Annotated in this window: 13 protein-coding genes; 8 read left to right on the top strand and 5 right to left on the bottom strand. The window is 57.5% G+C overall.

The features are described from left to right. Positions 1–6: 6 nt before the first annotated feature. The 4 genes from coaBC (at position 7) to priA (ending at position 5562) form a co-directional block, all read left to right on the top strand. Complete coding sequence (coaBC, locus tag VGR81_13890; GenBank protein HEV2290030.1) at positions 7–1212, top strand: bifunctional phosphopantothenoylcysteine decarboxylase/phosphopantothenate--cysteine ligase CoaBC; 1206 nt, start codon at positions 7–9, stop codon at positions 1210–1212. Further along, positions 1209–2042 (top strand): uracil-DNA glycosylase, encoded by an 834-nt coding sequence (locus VGR81_13885; GenBank protein HEV2290029.1) that lies wholly within the window; start codon positions 1209–1211, stop codon positions 2040–2042. The genes coaBC and VGR81_13885 overlap by 4 nt, the downstream gene beginning before the upstream one ends. A 143-nt stretch (positions 2043–2185) precedes the next feature. Beyond that, entirely contained in the window at positions 2186–3076 is an 891-nt protein-coding gene (locus tag VGR81_13880) for a DMT family transporter (protein HEV2290028.1), read from the top strand. A 59-nt stretch (positions 3077–3135) separates the two neighbouring features. Next, the gene (gene priA / locus VGR81_13875; GenBank protein ID HEV2290027.1) at positions 3136–5562 is read left to right on the top strand and encodes a primosomal protein N'; all 2427 of its coding nucleotides are present in this window, start codon (positions 3136–3138) and stop codon (positions 5560–5562) included. A 32-nt stretch (positions 5563–5594) separates the two neighbouring features. Here the strand turns inward: priA and VGR81_13870 are convergent, their stop codons facing one another. Together VGR81_13870 and VGR81_13865 are read right to left on the bottom strand one after the other, a co-directional pair. Continuing rightward, positions 5595–6581, bottom strand: a complete 987-nt coding sequence (locus VGR81_13870) for a site-2 protease family protein (protein ID HEV2290026.1) — start codon at positions 6579–6581, stop codon at positions 5595–5597. Positions 6582–6656: 75 nt separating this feature from the next. Then, on the bottom strand, positions 6657–6923 hold the full coding sequence (locus VGR81_13865; GenBank protein HEV2290025.1) for an HU family DNA-binding protein: 267 nt from the start codon (positions 6921–6923) through the stop codon (positions 6657–6659). Positions 6924–7043: 120 nt separating this feature from the next. On the opposite strand from VGR81_13865, the gene dcd reads away from it, so the two are divergent. From dcd to VGR81_13850, 3 genes are all read left to right on the top strand, one after another. Beyond that, on the top strand, positions 7044–7598 hold the full coding sequence (gene dcd, locus VGR81_13860) for a dCTP deaminase (protein HEV2290024.1): 555 nt from the start codon (positions 7044–7046) through the stop codon (positions 7596–7598). A 743-nt stretch (positions 7599–8341) separates the two neighbouring features. Next, the gene (locus VGR81_13855; GenBank protein ID HEV2290023.1) at positions 8342–10852 is read left to right on the top strand and encodes an ABC transporter permease; all 2511 of its coding nucleotides are present in this window, start codon (positions 8342–8344) and stop codon (positions 10850–10852) included. 275 nt (positions 10853–11127) lie between these two features. Then, entirely contained in the window at positions 11128–12474 is a 1347-nt protein-coding gene (locus VGR81_13850) for a Xaa-Pro peptidase family protein (GenBank protein ID HEV2290022.1), read from the top strand. Positions 12475–12502: 28 nt separating this feature from the next. Here VGR81_13850 and VGR81_13845 read toward each other — a convergent pair whose 3' ends face one another. Then, positions 12503–13222, bottom strand: a complete 720-nt coding sequence (locus VGR81_13845) for an SDR family NAD(P)-dependent oxidoreductase (GenBank protein ID HEV2290021.1) — start codon at positions 13220–13222, stop codon at positions 12503–12505. A 241-nt stretch (positions 13223–13463) separates the two neighbouring features. Between VGR81_13845 and VGR81_13840 the strand changes: the two genes are divergently transcribed. Next, positions 13464–14993: a hypothetical protein gene (locus VGR81_13840; GenBank protein ID HEV2290020.1), complete on the top strand. Its 1530-nt coding sequence runs from the start codon at positions 13464–13466 to the stop codon at positions 14991–14993. A gap of 107 nt (positions 14994–15100) precedes the next feature. On the opposite strand, the gene VGR81_13835 is transcribed toward VGR81_13840, so the two are convergent. Next, complete coding sequence (locus tag VGR81_13835; protein ID HEV2290019.1) at positions 15101–15328, bottom strand: helix-turn-helix domain-containing protein; 228 nt, start codon at positions 15326–15328, stop codon at positions 15101–15103. A gap of 58 nt (positions 15329–15386) precedes the next feature. Next, positions 15387–16283: a phosphoribosylaminoimidazolesuccinocarboxamide synthase gene (locus VGR81_13830; GenBank protein ID HEV2290018.1), complete on the bottom strand. Its 897-nt coding sequence runs from the start codon at positions 16281–16283 to the stop codon at positions 15387–15389. Between the last annotated feature and the right edge of the window lie 36 nt (positions 16284–16319).

The following is a 16319-nucleotide window of genomic DNA, read 5'->3' as shown; positions in this document are numbered from 1 at the left end:
ATATCGATGCGCGTCGCGTTGGGAGTCTCGGGCGGAGTGGCTGCTTATAAGGCGGCGGAGCTTGTTCGCCGTCTGCAGCAGGAAAAAATCGACGTCCAGGTTGTGATGACGCGAGGAGCGCAGGAATTCGTCACGCCGCTCACATTCGCTGCGCTCACCGGGCAAAAGGTAATTACTGGACTTTTTGGCGAAAGGGAATCCGCTGCAAATGTCGAAAGCGCCATCGAACATATCGCCGTCGCGCAGCGGATCGACTTGCTCCTCGTTGCGCCGGCAACGGCGGACATTTTGGCGAAGCTCGCCAATGGCGTCGCAGACGATTTTTTGACAACGTTGTACCTTGCGACCAAAGCGCCTGTGATCGTCGCCCCCGCGATGAACGTCAACATGTGGGAGCATCCTGCGACCCAGAAAAATCTGGAGACGCTCAGGGCGCGCGGCGTGCGTGTCGTCCAGCCGGATGAAGGCTACCTCGCTTGTGGGATGACCGGGCCGGGTCGCCTGGCAGGTACCGAAGCCATCGCCAGCGCCGTGTGCGAGACTCTTGGTTTGAAGCACGATCTGGACGGCATGACGGTTGTCGTCACCGCAGGCCCCACGGTCGAAGAGCTCGATCCTGTCCGGATGTTGACGAATCGCTCGTCGGGGAAGATGGGATATGCCCTCGCGGATGCTGCCGCGCGGCGTGGCGCGCATGTCATCCTGATCAGCGGCCCGGCAGAACTCAAAGCTCCTCCAGAAGTGGACTGGGTGCCCGTTCGTTCCACCGAGGAGATGCATCGCGCCGTGCGCGAAAGCGCTCGCTCTGCCGATGCCGTGGTTATGGCCGCGGCGGTCGCGGACTATCGGCCTGTTGCCGCTGCGGCGCAGAAAATGAAGCGTGGCGCGGGGCACGTAATGCTCGAACTTGAGCCCACGGTCGACATTCTCGGTGAACTCGCGCGAGACAAGACCGGACAAATCCTGGTCGGTTTTGCTGCGGAAACGGAGCGCGTGGCGGAGAACGCACGCCATAAGCTGAAATCCAAGGGCGCGGACATGATTGTGGCTAATGACGTGACGATGGAAGGCGCGGGATTCGACACCGGCACAAACATCGTAACCTTGTTCCTGCGCGATGGCCGCGAACTGGCCTTGCCGAAAATGTCGAAATTCGAACTCGCCAACCGCATTTTCGATCACGTCGCGGAGCTTCGCAAAGGCTTGAAGTGAATTCGGAAAGCCGCGCGCGCGTCGAAGCCTGGCTGCAGTATTTCGATGACCTGAATATTTCCTCTTTCTATCTCGGCCGTTCTTCCCGCACCGTTGCGCCTGCAGTCAATTCTGCAGAAGAGGAAATTCCGGCCTCCCACTCCATTCCCGCGGCGCGCATTCCAGTTCCCAATCTCCCTTTGCCATCCCAGAATGCGTCGCTGGCGGCTGCGCCTCCTGTCGTCAAGAGCGCTTCTTTGTTTGAATCCGGCGAACGCATCGAAAACGACACTTTGGAGCGCATTCGCGAGGACATCGGCGACTGTAAGCGCTGCAAACTCTGTGAGCAGAGAACAAACATTGTCTTTGGTTCCGGCAACCCTAGGGCGGAATTGGTTTTTGTTGGCGAAGGCCCTGGACACGACGAAGATGTGCAAGGCCTGCCTTTCGTCGGCCGCGCGGGAAAATTGCTCACGCAAATGATCGAAGCCATGGGCTTGCGCCGCGAGGGCGTATATATCTGCAACGTCGTGAAATGCCGGCCGCCGCAGAATCGCGTGCCTGAGCCTGGCGAAGTCGAGACTTGCTCGCCATTTCTTTTCCGCCAGCTCGCCGTGATCCGCCCCAAGGCGATCGTTTGTCTGGGTGCCACGGCGTTTCAATCGCTCTTGGGATCCAAGATGTCGATTTCGCGCCTGCGCGGCCAGTGGATGGATTTTCGCGGCGTGCCGATGCTCGCCACCTACCATCCTGCCTATTTGCTCCGCAATCCAAATGCCAAGGGCGAAGTCTGGGAAGATTTGAAAAAGGTGATGGCGCATCTCGGATTGAAGCCTCCGGCGCGGCGGTAAGTTCCTGTTATTTTCCTTTCACATCCGTTGACGATTCAGCTTTCGGTTGAATCGAACCCTCCTGTTACACTGTTGCGCTGCAATTCGTTGGCAGTGCAGCGTATTGCAAATCGAAATTTCAAGCCTCTTGAGGGAGACGCGCGTTGGGAATTTTCCTCGGGCTTTCGGCGGCCTTCGGCTGGGGAGTGGCGGACTTCATGGCGCGCTTCGCGACGCGCCGCGTGGGAGCGTTGCGCGCTCTCATGTTCATGCAGCTCGCGGGGCTTTTTGCCCTCACGGCCTGCATGGCGGCAATGGGCCATTGGACGAGATTTTTTCCGCCTCTGCGGTGGGACATTTGGGGATGGATCATTCTGGCAGGAATGTTGAGTGTGCTGGCATCGCTGGCGCTTTATCGTTCCTTTGAAATTGGCATCCTCGCGCTCGTTTCTCCCATTGCCGCAAGTTATCCCGCGTTGACCGTTGTTCTTTCGATTTCGACCGGCGAGCGATTGACGCGCGCACATGCCGTCGGTGTGATCTTTGTAATCGTCGGAGTAATCGTCGCCGCTCTGGCGCTGCCATCGAAAATCGCAGCGCACGATGACTCCCAGCTCCCCGGCCATCATCGCCGCCACGTGTTGCGCGGCGTGCCATGGGCGCTCGCCGCAGCCCTGGGTTTTGGCGTGAATTATTGGATTTTGGGATTTCGCGTGATGCCCATTTTCGGCGGACTCGCTTCCGTATGGGTAATCCGTCTCATTTCCTTCGCGGTTCTGCTGCTCTTGCTTCGCCCGCTGGGACAATCTGCGGAGATTCCGAGGGGCTCTTCGGCATGGCTGATTTTTTTCATTGCCCTTGCGGATACGGCAGGCTTTGTCGCCAATAATCTTGCATTCAAGCAGGAGGAAATCGCCATCGCTACTGTGCTCTCGTCTCTCTATGGCGTGGTCACGTTGCTGTTCGCCGCAGCATTCCTGCGCGAGAGGCTGGGTCGGCGCCAGTGGCTGGGTGTCGCGCTGATTTTTGCCGGAGTCGCGCTCGTCAGCGTGTAACGAGGCGCTAAGGCAGAGCCGGTTCTGCGTCTCAAGCCATGCTGTTACACTAATCCCACATGACTGCAAGATTCTGCGAAGTCGCGCTGCCCGTTCCGCTGCGTTCATCGTTTACCTACGCGATTCCTGAATCCTTGGCCTCTGCGGAACTCATCGGGAGCCGCGTCGTCGTGCCGTTTCGCAATCGCGCAATGGTTGGTGTCGTCGTGAGCGTCGGCGCTAAACCTCCGGAGGGAAAGAACACAAAAGAAATTGCCGAGCTGTTGGATCCTGTCCCCGTGCTGTCCGCGAAATTAATCGAACTGGGAATTTGGGTGAGCCGCTATTACGTCGCGCCCCTCGGCGAGACGTTGCGTGCCATGCTGCCTCCCTTGGCGGAGTTGCGCCATGGCCGTGAATATGCGCTCACGGAACACGGCAGCGGATTCCTGCAGGAATTGCGGCAGCGAGAGTCGCTGAGTCCAGGAAATTCCTTGGATCTAGCATTACTGGAAATCCTCGAACGCGCGGGGAAACCGGTTGTCTCTTCGCGCCTGCAACGCATCTCGGGAGGCGAGGCGTCGGCGGAGAGCCTTGTGCGCCGCGGATATTTGCGCGCCAGTGACCGCATGCGCCGCAAGCGCGAGCGCATGAAAAAAATCGTCGCGTGGAGCTCGCATGCGGCCGCTAGTGGCGCGACAGAAGAAAAAATCCGCGAAATGCTCTCGGCCGAGCGCGGGCCGTTGCCCTTGCCGTTCTTGTTGAAACAGGACGTCTCCCGCGCCGTCGTTGCGCGCCTGGAAAAGCAGGGGAAAGTAACAACTTGGGAAGAACCGCTGACCGCCGAAGAGGATCCATGGGATACGGATTTCATTCCGCCTGCCAATGTGCTGAATGCCGAGCAGGAAAGAGCCGCGACCATCGTGCGCGAATGGCTCGCCTCGAAAACTTTCACGGCTGCTTTGCTTCATGGAGTCACAGGAAGCGGAAAGACGGAGGTTTACCTGGCCGCCATCGAGTCGGCCCTTGCACAAGGGCGGACTGCCATTGTCCTCGTCCCGGAAATTGCGCTCACGTTGTGGCTCAGCCGCCAGGTCCGCGCGCGGTTCGGCGATTTTGTCGCCGTGCTGCATAGCGGGCTCGCAAAAAATGAGCGCGCGCGGGAATGGTGGCGCGTGCGGCGCGGCGAGGCGCGAATCGTTGTCGGCACACGCTCGGCGGTGTTTGCGCCGCTGGAAAATTTGGGGCTGATCATCGTCGACGAGGAACAGGAGTCAGGCTACAAGCAGGAAGAGACGCCGCGTTATCACGGGCGCGACGTGGCGATCGTTCGTGCACGGCTCGAGAGCGCCGTGGCGCTGCTTGGATCCGCCACGCCCTCTCTCGAAAGTTTCCACAATGCCCAGATAGGAAAATATCGCTTGCTGGAGCTGAAGACGCGCGTCGAAAATCGTCCGCTGGCAGCCGTAAAGCTCGTTGATCTTCGCGAGGAATTTCGCCAGATGCAGCGCGCCGCTCCAGTTTCCGCTTCACTCCTGGCGGCGATCGCACTGCGATTCGAAGCAGGCACTCAAGCGCTCGTTCTCATCAACCGGCGTGGATATTCTTGGTACTTGCTTTGCCGGAGCTGCGGCGCGGGAATCGAATGTAAGAATTGCAGCATCGCCCTTTCGTACCACAAAAACCGCGCACGCATCGAATGTCATTATTGCGGATATTCGGCGCCTGTGCCGAAACTCTGCCCCAAGTGCAAATCCGAGTATTTGTATTTCGTGGGTGATGGCGCGGAGCGCGTCGAAGAATATTTGCGCGAACAGTTTCCGAAAGCGCGCATCGCTCGCCTCGACCGCGATACGGTGCGCACAAAAAAAGAGTATCAAAAAGTCCTCGGCGCTTTTGCGCGCGGCGAACTTGATTTGCTCGTCGGCACGCAAATGGTTGCAAAGGGACATGACTTCGAGCGCGTGACTCTGGTGGGCGTTGTTTCCGCTGACTTGGCGCTGGGGCGGCCCGATTTCCGCGCCGCGGAAAGAACATTTCAACTTCTCACTCAAGTGGCCGGACGCGCCGGACGCGGAAAGCTGCAGGGCGAAGTGCTGATTGAGACGTATTATCCCGAGCATTACGCGATTCAGCATGCCGTGGACCAGGACTATCGCAGATTCTTCGAGAGAGAGATTCATTTTCGCCGTATGATGCATTATCCGCCGTTCATCGCGCTGGCTAATATTTTGGTGCGCGATCGCAAGATAGAGAATGCGATCCGATGGTGCCGTGCGCTCACGAGCTTCCTGGATGCCAAGAAAATCAGCGAACTGAAAGTCCTCGGGCCGGCCGCCGCTGCTCTCTCAAAATTGCGGCGCGAATTTCGGTTCCAAATTTTATTGAAAACGCCGAACCGCCGCCTGCTCGCTCAAGTGCTCGATGGCTGCCTGGAATTCTGTGCAAAAAAAGAAATTCCCGATAGTGCCGTGATCGTGGATGTCGATCCCGCTAGCTTGCTTTGAGGTTGCGATCCTCAGCGCCTGAAAAAAGACCCTCAGCGCGGGATGCTCAGCGGCGTCGGCGTGAAGCAAAGAAAAAACATGATGAGCGCAAAAACCGCCCAGGCGCGCCGCTTGGCGTCAAGAGGAGTCCATACGTCAATCAACGGCGGGTGGCGAAATCCCAGGAAAAGCAGCAGCAGGGCAAACACCACCCAGTCGTGCCAGTAGGTGATGCCCATGATAAGAAGTCCGATTCCGAATAGCGGCGAAATCAATCGGTGGTAACCGCTGGTGACGCTGTAAACGATGTGCCCGCCGTCAAGCTGCCCGACCGGCAGAAGATTGATCGCCGTGACCAGCAGTCCCACCCATGCCGCAAGGGCGATGGGGCTCAGAAGAATATTGCTTTCGCGCACGCCCGGATGAAAAAGCTCCAAAAAAAATTTCATCAGCGGCGGACTGCCAAAGACGACAGCCGCGCCACTTTGCACGCCCGGCACGATCTTGGATGTATACACGCCATACGCAAGAATTGGGACTGCCAGGATGAATCCCACGACCGGCCCCGAAAATCCCACATCAAATAATGCTTTGCGGTTGACGATCGGCGAGCGAATGCGAATGAACGCGCCGAACGTTCCAATGATCGTCGGCGCCGGAAGAAAATACGGATAGCTCGCGTCAATTCTGTAATAGCGGCACGTAAAGTAATGCCCCAATTCGTGCGCCAGTAGAATTCCAATCAACGTGAACGCAAAAGGAATTCCGCCCAGCAACAGGCGCGGATGAATCAGAGCGTGAAACGTGGGGACATAAGGATTATCGATTCCTGAGAAGGGCGCACGATTTTGCGCATACGATACGCAGAATTCGCGGCCAACAGCCAGCGTCGAAATCATCGTGAGAACAAAAAGAACGAGCGAAAGAACAAAGGGCCGCTTCTGCGGCGAAGGATAAATAATCCGCGGCTGGAGAAAAAGGGGATAGCCCGGATCAACAATTTCTACTGGCGGGCGAGAATGTCCGTTGCCAGAATCCACAATTATAGATTACACGCTGGCAGCGACCGCGCCAACTGGAGAAGACGCAAATTTCGGATGCGAAAGAAAATGGAGCTAGAGCGCCTGCAACTCTTTTCCGGGTTTGAAGCGAACTGCTTTTCCCGGCTGAATGTTTACCTGCTGGCCCGTGCGCGGATTGCGTCCGATGCCCGTCTTGCGCGGCTTGACGTTAAATACACCGAAACGGCGAAGTTCAATGCGCTCGCCGCGTCCGAGAGCGTTCTTCAAAGCTTCAAAAACAGTCTCGACAGCCTGTTCGGCCTTGGTGCGAGGAATGTTGGTGCGCTGCACGACTGCATTGACGATATCGAGTTTGATCATGGAAGCAAGCCGCTCCTTTGCCGCAAGGTATGCTAGATGGCGCGGTTGCAGGTTGTCAAGCTGCACGCGGTGTAATAACATTTCGCGCCTTTTCGAAATGGATTTCTCCGGAGGAATCGAATGAGCGTGAAGTCGGATCGCTGGATAACGAAGATGGCGCGCGAACATAAAATGATCGAGCCGTTTGCGGATCGCCAGGTGCGCGATGGCGTCATCAGTTATGGCGTGTCGTCTTATGGCTACGATATGCGCGTAGCCGATGAATTTCGCATTTTCACCAACGTCAATTCGACGATTGTCGATCCGAAGCAATTTGACGCGCGCTCGTTTGTGGAGTTCAAAGGGCCTGTGTGCATCGTTCCGCCGAATTCGTTTGCGCTGGCGCGCTCCGTGGAATATTTCCGCATTCCACGAAGCGTGCTGACGATCTGCGTGGGGAAATCGACATACGCGCGCTGCGGAATCATCGTCAACGTGACGCCATTCGAGCCGGAGTGGGAGGGCTACGTCACGCTGGAAATCAGCAATACAACGCCGCTGCCAGCGCGCATCTACGCCAACGAAGGGCTTTGCCAGGTGATTTTTTTCGAATCCGACGAAGTTTGCGAAATCTCCTACAAAGACAAAAAGGGCAAGTATCAGTCGCAGCAGGGAATCGTCCTGCCGCGACTGTAGGGAAGCTGTGCCGGCTTGCGGCTGAGGGGCGGCGGCGCGTCTGCCAACGGCGAGCCGTGGTGTCCGAGAACGGACGGAAGGCGAGAAATTTTGGCGAGAAAACTCGATTAGAAATGAGTCCGACTGTTTGTTTTGTGCGAGTTGCATTGAGTTCTTATTTCTCATAGAAACTCGATTAGAATTCCCGCCGCGGTGGGCAAGCCTGACGAGGCGGGCGATTTCCCGAATCGGGAAAAATGGCGGACGGAGGCGAGGATTTCTAATCGCTGGATTTCGCAAAAAATCGAAAGAATCAGCGATTAGAACGACCTCCCGTTGTTTGTTCTGTGTCAGTTGCCTCGAGTTCTAATTCTTCATAGATTCGCGATTCGAATCTCCTAAAGCGCATAAAAAGCCCGCCTTCGCCAAGGCCCGCCCAGGGGGGGCTGGCTACGGCGCGCCCGACGCTGCAGTGGCTGTGCCGGGTTCCCTCCTAAAAGCGAAACTCCTTCGCCAGAATGCAGCTACGGCGCTTCGTGAAAACAAAAAGGCCACGTCGCCGTGGCCTTGCATACTTCCATCGCTATCGTTTGCAGCCTGGGTTTTTCCAGGCTGCTAACTACTATGTACCAGATGATTAACTATCTGTCAAGAGAAAATGAAGCAGCAAGGGCCTGACGAAGCGGTTTGTCTCTGAGAGGGGCACTTGCCTGTTGTCCACGCCGAAACCTTCTCGACCTGAGGGAGCATAGCGCGGCGTGCGGGTGGTAACATCCGTTCATCCGTCTATGCGACTGCTCGAGTCGATCTTCGATGACATTCGCTATGCCCTGCGCACGATGCGCAGCAGCGCGGGGCTGACTGCCGTTGCGGTTCTCTCGCTCGCGCTGGGAATCGGTGCGACGACAGCGATCTTCTCCGTCATGTACGCGCTGGCGCTCAGGCCCTTGCCAATAGAGCGAGCCGATCAGCTCGTCGAAGTTGTACGCGGGGTTGCAGGAAACTTGCACACATACGCAGAGTGGAAAATCCTTCGTGACCGTCAAAATATGTTTTCGAGCGTCCTTGCCTACAATTATTTTGACGCGAATTTCGACATCACTGCCGACAAGCAAAGCCGAGAAGTTTCCGGCTTGTACGTTTCCGGAGATTACTTCCAAACTCTCGGCGTTCCTGCGGTTATCGGCCGGGCTTTGCAGCCTTCCGATGACCGGCCCGGTGCGCCGCCCGTATGCGTGATCGGCTACGGATCATGGCGTCAGTTGTACGGCCAATCGCGAGACGTGCTTGGCCAAACGATCCTTGTGGATGGGAATGAATTCCGCATCGTTGGAGTGGCCCCGCGCTCTTTTTTCGGTGTGGTTATCGGAGAAATGTCTGAGATATTCATGCCGCTTGAGGCAGAGCGAACATACCGGGATTATCCGCTGCTCTACGGAAAACATACGCCGTCTCTGGACGATTCAGCCACACTAATATCCATCGTCGGCAGGCTGAAGCCAGGAGAAAGCCTGAGCCAGGCCGACGCCGGGCTGCAAGTCCTAAGTTCGGAAATAGACAAAGCTTTGCCGCCAAAATCGGATAACGCCAGCGAGCGAACAGTTATGCGCACGCCTCTCACAGTGAGTTCGATTCGGAGTGAGGCCCTCGCTGAATTATGGAACGAGACGAGTACGGTCCTGCTTCTGATGATTATGGCAGCTGTCGCTCTGATCATCGCCTGTGCGAACCTGGGCAACCTGCTTCTCGCGCGTGCTACGAAACGCCAAGCCGAGATCGCCACGCGGCTTGCGCTGGGCGCATCGCGCTGGCGCCTGGTGCGGCAACTGCTCACAGAAAGCGTTGCCTTGTCGCTGATCGGCGCGGCGGCGGGACTTCTGATCGAACGCTGGGCTAGCCAAACGCTGTTATGGGCGCTCTCCTGGCCCGACGAGAAAATCTCCCTCGATTTGTCTTGGGACACGAAGCTCGTTTTCTTTGTCGTAGGTATCACGTTGTTCTGCGCGCTCCTGTTTGGGCTGGCGCCGGCGATTCGCGCAACTCGCATTCCACTTTATTCCGCGATGAACAATGGCGTGGCGACGGGGAAACGTACCAACCGCATTTCCAATTCTCTCGTCATTGTCGTGCAAGTTGCGTTGTCTATGGCGCTGCTCGTCAGCGCAGGCTTGCTGGCGCGGACACTGCACGCGTTCCTCACAGCGGATCTGGGCTATGACCCTAAGGGCGTGCTGGTGGCCCATGCGACCTTGCAGGAGACCGGCGAAAACTCACAGCGCGAAGCATTCGTCGGCCAGGAACTACTGGTGCAATTTCGTTCCGTGCCCGGCGTCGTTTCCGCGTCGTGGTCTCGCACATTTTCTCAGATGTACCCGGTCCGGCTGGCCGTTCATGGGTCAAATGGATTGGAGCGGCGGCTTGCTCCTATTCCAATCTTTGTTTCCCCTGATTTCTTCAAAACCCGGCGCACTCCGATACTGACAGGCCGGGAATTTAATGACGGCGACAGAAGCGCTTCACTTCCGGTAGCGATTCTCAGCAAAACTTTGTCGGAAACATTTTTTGGGAAAGTGAATCCCGTCGGGCTTCGATTTCGCGAAAACGACAGCAACGGCAAGGGGCAGGACTACACCGTCGAGGTAGTCGGCGTCGCCGCAGATATTCAATATCGCCGGCCCGATTACGGGCCCCTTCTCATCTTGTATAGGCCAGTCTCGCAGTGCGCGGATTCATGCTCGGGACTGGGCAGCTATGAAATTCGAGTTGCCGGAGCATTTCCCCAGATCGAAAAACGTTTGGAGAGTGCAGCAGGGACTGTTGATTCGGGTGTCGCTGTCAAATATGGGTCGCTAATGGAAGGGATGAACAACGTCCTTCACCGAAATCGCGCCATGGAACTGATCGCGATGGCCTTCAGTTTGTTCGTTGGTCTGCTGGCGATGATCGGCGTTTACGGGGTGACGTCGTATACCACTGCGGAAAGGACTCGCGAAATCGGCATTCGAATGGCGTTGGGCGCACAGCCGCGCGATGTGTTTCAGATGATCTTGCGCGAGACGGTGATTGTAGTTTTCGCTGGAGTCGCGCTTGGTGTTGCGGCGGGATTTGCCGCGGCGCAGATGATTCGCTCGATGTTGTGGGGGGTGAGTCCAAGCGATCCCGTAAGTTTTGCATTTGCGACGTGCGTGATGATGCTTGTGGCTGTAATCGCAGCGCTTCTTCCGGCGTATCGCGCCGCGAAGTCCGACCCAATGATCGCCCTCCGATTTGAATAGTGTTGCCCTGGCGCACGGCGTGAGACGCCGACTACCTTGCGCGCGCACGGCGTGCGCCCTTCGGCTGCGCCCGCCACTCGCCACGGCGAGCAGGCGTCAAAGAATCTCTCGCTGGCTCGGATTCTTCTCACGAACTCAGGGATGCGTGGAACGTCGGCTGAAGGTTCAGATTTGTTGTGTCGATGGCGGAAGGCGCGTAGGATTCACAGGCCATCGCGGCGAGGCAAGGCGCTGGATGGAACGGAAGAAGTCATCTTCGGACTGAGGAGGAAGCGATGTGGTCAAGGCGCTCATTTCTGCGATTGACGTCGGCAGGTGTTGCGGCAGCCGCCGCGAGCAAGTCCCTGATGGGTGCTTCGACTTTGGCGCAGGAACGGCAGCCTCAGGAAGCGATGCGCGGGCCGCTGCCGCCAGCGATTGCGGCGCTGCCGTCGATGACGCCGCGTGTGCGTCCGATCACGAACGAGGAGCGCATGGCGCGCGTCGAAAAGGCCAAGAGCCTGATGACGGCGAACGAGATTGACGCCATCGCGCTGTGCGGAGGCACGTCGACGCTCTATTTCGCCAATGCGCAGATCGGCGGAGGCGAGCGTCTGTGGGCGGTGGTGATTCCCGCCAGAGCGAATCCGTTCATCGTATGTCCGGCGTTCGAGGAGGGACGCGCGCGAGAGATTTTGGCCAATAGCCCTTTCGGATCAGCGGCTGACATCCGAATATGGCAGGAAGACGAGAATCCGTTCGCGCTGCTCATTACGAGCCTGAAAGATCACGGCATCAGCACTGGCCGGCTGGGAATTGAAGAGGAGGTCAAATACGTCTTCTCGAATAGTCTCGCCAACGCGGGCGCGCACGCAATCGAGACCGTCAGCGCAACGCCGGTCACGGCCGGGTGCCGCATGATCAAGAGCGACCACGAGGTCGAGTGCATCCGGCTGGCGGCGCACGCTACGCTCAGCGTTTATGAAGCGGTCTACAAGTCCCTGAAAGTGGGGATGACGGGAGCCGACGTGCAAGCTTTGATCCATGCCGCCTACGCCCAAGTGGGATTCGTGGGAGAAGCGAGCATGAATATCGGCGAATACACGGCTTTGCCTCACGGGTCGAGAACGCCGCAAACCATCCGCGAAGGCACAATCATCATGCTCGACGATGGCTGCAGGGTGGAAGGGTTTACGTCGGACATCACTCGGACATTTGTGCTGGGCAAACCGACTGACAAGATGGCGAAGGTTTTCGATATCGTCCACGCAGCGCAGCAGGCTGCTTTGAAAGCTGCGAGGCCCGGCGTAGTGACGGGGACTGTCGACGCGGCCGCGCGCAAAGTCATCGTTGACGCTGGTTACGGCCCTGGCTTCAAGTACTTCACTCATCGCGTCGGTCATGGCTTGGGCATGGACATGCATGAATGGCCGTACCTGGTCGACAACAACATGTGGGGTTCGCCTCTGCATCCGGTGCTGCAAGCGAACATGACGACCAGCGACGAGCCGGGTATCTACATCCCGGGCGAATTTGGAATTCGGCTCGAAGATGACATGCACGTCACCGAAGATGGAGCCGAGCTGTTGACTCCGGCGAGCCCGTCACTCGAAGATCCGTTCGGCTCGAGCACGTCGTCTTAAAGCGCCGCACCGGGGTCATTGCCACGCGCTATGGCTTTTGGGTGGGGCGGAGGAGGACTTCGCTGATGAAGGATTGCGGCGCTTCGGTGAGGATCATGGCGACGGCGTGGGCGACGTCTTCGGCCTGAAGCATTTTGCGCGGGTCTTTGCCGGCGTGGGGCGAGAATTCCGTCGCGACAGAGCCGGGGCAGACGGCGGCGACGCGAATGCCGTGAGCGCGCAAGTCTTCGGCCATGGAATAGGTCAGGCCAAGCAGACCCCATTTCGATGCGCAGTAAATGCTGCCGCCAGCGAAGGAGTTTTTGCCGGCGAGCGAGCTGATGTTGACGATGTGGCCGCGGCCGCGCGAAATCATCCCGGGCATGACTGCGCGGCTGACCAGGAACACTCCTTTAAGGTTGGTGTCTAACACGGTATCCCAGTCCGCTTCGGTGAACTGCTGAATGGGACCGAAACGGCCGACGCCGGCGTTGTTGACGAGAATTTCGATGGCGCCGAATTTTGCGCTGGCGGCTTCGACGAGGCTAGAAACTTGGTGGCTATCGGCGACGTTGGCGGCGAAAGCGAATGCGTCGATGCCTTCTTTTTGGAGTTGCGAGCGAGCGTCGGCGAGAGATCTCTCGTTACGGCCGCAAATGGTGATGCGCGCGGCCATGCGTCCGAGGCGTTGAGCAATAGCAAGCCCGATACCACGACTGGCGCCGGTGATGAGAGCGTGCTGACCGGCGAGGGTTGATTCATTGGGCATGAGATTTACCTCCTTGGAGTTCGAGGCGACACTTGGCGCTGAGTCATCATCTCACCAAATAGGTCGTGGCATCACTGGGACGGAAAGCGCGTTCGCAGGGACGAAAAGAAAAGGGAATTCGTCTTGCGTGACTCGCAGGCTTTCCCTATAATCCGAGGGTTTCTTCATCCGCAATTTTGATACGCGCAAGCTTGATGTGAATTTCGAGATTTGCGGATCCGAGCGAGGAGGCAATAGGACGATGATGCGAAAGTGGTTCGCCGGGATCTCAGTTTTGACGTTTGCGACAGCGTTGCTGGCAGCGAGCGCTTCGATGGCGTACGCGCAGGACCAGCAAGCGTCGAAAACGCCGTACACGCTGTCGGAATATAACGCATTCCAGACAGCTGCGGGACAAAATGACCCGCAAGCGAAGGTTCAAGGTCTCGACGATTTCGTCTCCAAATTTCCGAACTCCGTTCTTGTGCCGCTCGCGTACAAGATTTATTACACGACGTACAACCAACTGAAGAACTTTCCAAAAACCATCGAATACGTCGACAAGTTTCTGGCGGTTCCGGATGACAAGCTGCTCTTGATTCCAGGCGAATCGAAGGAAGCCATCACGGGCGACCGGCTGCAGGCACTCTATCTGCGCGCTGTGGCGTTCAATCAGTCGTTCAACGAGAAGGATGCGAACGCGCAGGATGAATTGACGAAAGCGCGGCAATCGGCGCTGGATGGTTTGAAGGTTCTGGCTCAGATTCCCAAGCCCGCCAATCAGACGGACGATCAATTCGCGCAGTCGAAGAAGCCGGTGATTTTGCTCTTTAATTACACGGCGGGAATTGCGTCGTTTGACATGAAGGACTACAAGAACGCCATTGATTCATTCAATGCGGACGTTGCCGCCACGGGCAGCACGGCGGATCAAACCACAGCGGCGACGTATTATCGGCTTGGCGTTTCGTATTTGCAGTTGGCAGCGCAGCAGGCTCCTGCGCAGTCGCAGACGCCAGCAACGCCTGCGAATGGGGCGGCATCGACGACTCCTGCTACTCCAGCGACGGGTGCCGCGACACCAGCGCCGGCGACTGACAGCAGCGCGCTCACGGATCTGTATATGAATGGATTTTGGGATTTGGCGCGCGCCGTGGCTCTGAACGGTTCAGGCAAGGCGCAGATTCAGTCGTACTTGCGCGCAGAAATGTTCAATTATGAGCAGCCTGCCTGCGGTACTTTGCTGGATGCGCAACTGAATGAGCTGATTCAACTGGCCGGAACGCAGGGCACGCGGCCGACAACGTATTCGATTCCGAATGCCGCAGACTTGAACAAAATTCTCCAGGCCAGCAATTTGCTTTCGATTTTGAGCGATTTGCAGACTGGCGGCGACAAAGCGAAGATGACCTGGCTTGCGGTCTGCGGGCAGGAAATTCCTTCCGTGGTTGGCAAGATCACTGATGTTACGCCGGGGACGGATACGATTGATTTCAAGGTGTTCACGGCCGCGACGGGAGAGGCGATTGAAGCTGGCACGACGCCCAATCTGGATGTGCTGGTTCACACGGCGCCGCCAGCGGCACCAGCGGGCGGTGCGGCTCCGACGGATGTTCCTGTGCAACCGGAAGCGGCACGTTTGCTAAAGAATGGCGAGATCAAATTCACCGGAACTCTGGTGAGCTATGATGCGCAGCCATTCCTTGTGCATTTCGATAAATGCACGGTCGATCCGTCGGTAATTCCGCCGGAGAAGGGCGAGAAGAAGCCGCATCGTCCGGGCGCGAAGTAGAAATATAGATTCGCTGGAGTACGGCCGCCGCACGCAGGTTACGCGGCGGCCATTTTCTTTTTCGGGAAGGCAACAGAGTCGGAGAGCAAAAGCTTTTAGTTCAGGATTCAGCGATGGGCGCGGCGATGGCCGTTGCTCTCCAGTTTGTATTCGCCGATCTTGCGGCTCAGCGTATTGCGGTGAATGCCCAGTACACGCGCGGCACGGGTCTGATTGCCGCCGGACTGATCGATGGCGCGTTTGATGAAGCGCCGCTCGAATTCCGCGACTGCTTCCTCAAGCAGAATCCCGCGCTCCACCATCTGCCCTACGAGGGCTTCCAATTGATCTCTCAAGTTTTCATCCTCCGAAGTACTGCTCCGGGGGCGTGCTGCGGGTCAGCGAAACGAAGCCTCAAGGAAGCGGATGTCCCGTCAATCGCTCGTAGGCTTCGCGATACTTGGCGCGCGTTCCGTTGACGACATCCGGCGGGAGCGCGGGCGCCGGCGGCTGCTTCGCCCAGCCAATGCGCTCGAGATAATCACGGACAAATTGCTTATCGAACGAAGGCTGCGCTTTGCCAGGCGCATACGAGTCTGCGGGCCAGAAGCGCGAAGAATCCGGCGTGAGCGCTTCATCGATCCAGATCAACTCGCTGCCGTCCATGCCGAATTCCAATTTTGTATCCGCGATAATGATTCCGCGTTCCGCAGCGTATTCCGATGCACGCTTATAGACTTCAAGGGTGATGTCGCGGAGGCGCGCGGCAAGCTCCTGTCCGATGCGAGATGCCGTTTCCTCGAAAGAAATATTTTCATCGTGGCCCGTGGTTTCTTTTGTCGCTGGCGTAAAGATCGGTTCGGGAAGGCGATCAGATTCCTTCAATCCCGCAGGCAGCGGGATGCCGCAGATTTTTCCCGTCGCGCGATAGTCCTTCCAGCCCGAGCCGGAAATATAGCCGCGCGCGACGCACTCAATCGGAAGCGGGTTCGTGCGGCGGACGATCATGGAACGGCCCTGCAGCTCGCTGCGATAATTTGCCAGCGAACCAGAAAAGTCCGTCGCGTTAATTACATGATGCGGACAAATGCTTGCGAGCTTATCGAACCAGAAGAGAGAAAGCTGCGTCAGCACGCGACCTTTATCGGGAATCGGCGTGGGGAGAATGACGTCGAACGCTGAGAGACGATCGGTTGCGACGATTAGCAGATGCTCGCCGAGATCGTAGATGTCGCGAACTTTTCCCCGCGCGATGAGCTTCAGGCCCGGAAAATCTGTCTGTGAAATTGGATGATTTGCTGGAGTCGCCAAGATTTTTTCCTCGTTAAAAAAGAGGACGCAATTCTA

It is taken from the genome of Candidatus Acidiferrales bacterium, assembly GCA_035934015.1.
Lineage (GTDB): Bacteria > Acidobacteriota > Terriglobia > Acidiferrales > UBA7541 > DAHUXN01.
Note: the sequence above shows the minus strand (reverse complement) of the source record. Positions and strands in the feature narration are given on the sequence as shown.